We start from the raw sequence: 2,661 nt of genomic DNA, 5'->3' as shown, positions 1-2,661 counted from the left end.
CCGGGCGGTGGCGGCGCGCAGCTCGGCGCGGCAGGCGGCGGCCTGGCGGTCCCGTTCCGGTGGGGCCCAGGTGCCGGCCAGGCGGGCGGCGACGAGCCGGGCCTGCGCCTCGACCAGCGGGAACGCCGCGCCGGTGGACTGCATGAGCCCGACGAACGCCAGGCCGGGGGCGTCCAGGTGGAACACGTGGCGGTACAGCGGCAGCCGGTCGGCGCCGTCGCCGAGCAGCGCCGGGTCGAGGAACGGCACCTCCACCCGGTAGCCGGTGCACCAGATGACCAGGTCGACCTCGTCGACGCGGCCGTCGGTGAACTCGACCCGGTCGCCGGCGAAGCGGGCGATGCCGGGGCGGGCCTGGACGTCGCCGTGGGTGAGCCGGGACAGCAGCGTGTCGGAGAGCGTGGGGTGGTCCTGGAGGAAGCCGTGCGCCGGGGCGGGCAGCCCGTAGCGGCTGGGCGGGCCGACGGTGGCGGTGAGCATGGTCTGGCTGATCCGCTGGCGCAGCCGCCACGGCAGCCGCCGGGCCAGCGCGCCGTTGAGCGTGTCGGACGGGCGGCCGAGCAGGTACTTGGGCACCACCCAGACGCCGCGGCGCAGCGACAGCAGCGTCCGGGTGGCGGCGTACGAGGCGTCGACCGCGATGTCCATGGCGGAGTTGCCGCCGCCGACCACCAGGACCCGGCGGCCGGCGAGCTGGTCGGGTCCCCGGTAGTCGTGGCTGTGGATCTGCTCGGCGGCGCACTCGCCGGGGTAGGGCTCGGGTCGGTTCGGCACCCGGTTGTGCCCGTTGGCGACCACCACCGCCTCGACGTCGACGGTCACCGGACCGTCCGGGCCGGTGGCGTGGACCCGCCAGCCGTCGCCGACCCGGGTGACCCGGTCGACGGTGTGCCGCAGCCGTACCGCATCGCGCAGGCCGAACCGGTCGGCGTAGTCGCCGAGGTAGCCGGCGACGCGGGTGTGGTCGGGGTAGTCGGGCCAGTCGCCGGGCATCGGGTGGTCGGCGAACTCGGTGCGGCCCCGGCTGGTGTTGAGGTGCAGCGTCCGGTACGCCGGCGAGCCGGGCGCGCCGTAGACCCAGAGGCCGCCGAGAGTGTCCGCGGTCTCGAACGCGACCGCCGGCACGCCGGCGTCGCCGAGCGCCTTGAGCGTGGCCAGTCCGGCCGCGCCGGCGCCGACGACCGCGACCCGGGGTGGTGCCGACATGCCCGCCTCCTTTAATCCAACGACCGCTGGATAATCCCCGGTGGGCGGGACGCCGTCAAGAGGCGGCCGGCGGGTAGAGCCCGTCGAGGAAGCGGTGCACGAAGGCCCGGAACTCACGCCGCTCCCGGGCCCCGGAGCCGGAGCGCGCGGCGAGTGCCACCACGTGCCCGTGCACCGCCCAGACCAGGCTGCGCACGGTCACGTGCGGGGCCGGCTCGACCAGCGCCCCGGCCCCGGCCGCGGCGGCGAGCAGGCGCTCGACCTGCGCGTACAGCGGCGCGGAGTAGCGCTGGTCCAGCTCGGCGTGCCGTTGTGGCTCCAGCCAGCGGCGCAGCCACAACGCGGTGGTCTCCGGCCGGTCCTCCAGAAAGTCGACGAACACGTCGACCAGCTCGTGCAGCGCACGCAGCGCCTGCGCCGGGCCGGCCGCCAGCGCCTCGGCCGCGCGTTGCCCGGCCGCCTCCAGGACCTCCCGCTCCGCGCTGAAGACCCGGGCGAAGCAGGCGTCGTAGAGCTGCGCCTTGGTGCCGGTGTGGTGGGCCACCGTGGCCACGTCGACGCCGGCGGCGGCGGCCACGTCGCGGACGCTGACCGCGTCGAACCCGCGCTCGGCGAACAACGCGGTCGCGGCGGCGAGCACGAGCTCGTGGGTCGGTCGCTGGTCGTCGCGGCGGGGCCGGCCCGGTCGCCGGCGGGGCATGGTCATCCGGCCATTGTTCCCCCTACAATCCAGCATCCGTTGGATTGGGGCCGGTGCGCCCCGGGACAGGAGACGGCATGACCGGGCTGGACCAGCGGCGCGACGACGCCGTCGCCCTGCCACGCGGCCCGCTCGTCGGGTTCGCCGCCGGCTCGCTCGGCATGGGCGTCTGGGTCACCGTGCCCGGGCTGCTGCTGCTCTACTTCCTCACCGACGTCCTCGCGGTCACCCCGTGGCTGGCCGGGCTCACCCTGCTGCTGCCGAAGATCGCCGACGTGCTGCTGCACCCGTGGATCGGGCACCGCTGCGACGTCGAGCAGGCCCGCCGGGGTCACCGCCGCCGGCTGCTGCTGGCCGGCTGCGCGTTGCCGGTGGCGTTCGCCGCGCTGTTCGCCGTGCCCGGCGACCTCACCGGCGCGGCCGCCGCGGCCTGGGTGGCGGTGCTGTTCGTCGCCGGCAACCTGCTGTTCGCCGCCTACCAGGTGCCCTACCTGGCCACCCCGGCCGACCTGCGGATCGGCTACCACGAGCGGACCCGGCTGATGGCGTTCCGGATGGTGGTGCTGACCCTCGGCATCCTGGTCTCCGGGTTGCTGGCGCCGCTGCTGACCGGCGGCGACGACGCCACCCGCGCCGGCTACCTGCGGATGGCGGTCGTGCTGGCGGCCGGGATGCTCGCCGCCATGGCGGTCGGCGTGGTCGGGATCGACCGGCTGCGTCGTACCGCCGCCGCCCCGGCGGCCCCGCACGGCGCC

General features: G+C 76.1%; 3 protein-coding genes. 1 reads left to right on the top strand and 2 read right to left on the bottom strand.

Features of this window, described 5'->3' with window-relative positions:
* Positions 1-1,206, bottom strand: a 1,206-nt coding sequence (locus HUW36_RS30405; protein ID WP_174531231.1) for a flavin-containing monooxygenase, incomplete at its 3' end; no start/stop codon positions are given.
* 55 nt (positions 1,207-1,261) lie between these two features.
* Complete coding sequence (locus tag HUW36_RS30400) at positions 1,262-1,912, bottom strand: TetR/AcrR family transcriptional regulator (protein ID WP_425487281.1); 651 nt, start codon at positions 1,910-1,912, stop codon at positions 1,262-1,264.
* 71 nt (positions 1,913-1,983) lie between these two features.
* Between HUW36_RS30400 and HUW36_RS30395 the strand changes: the two genes are divergently transcribed.
* Positions 1,984-2,661: MFS transporter (locus HUW36_RS30395; RefSeq protein WP_174531230.1), on the top strand; the 678-nt coding region annotated here is incomplete at its 3' end.

The organism is Micromonospora maritima, from assembly GCF_902825405.1.
Classification (GTDB): domain Bacteria; phylum Actinomycetota; class Actinomycetes; order Mycobacteriales; family Micromonosporaceae; genus Micromonospora; species Micromonospora maritima.
This window is presented reverse-complemented; position numbering and strand designations above follow the sequence as displayed.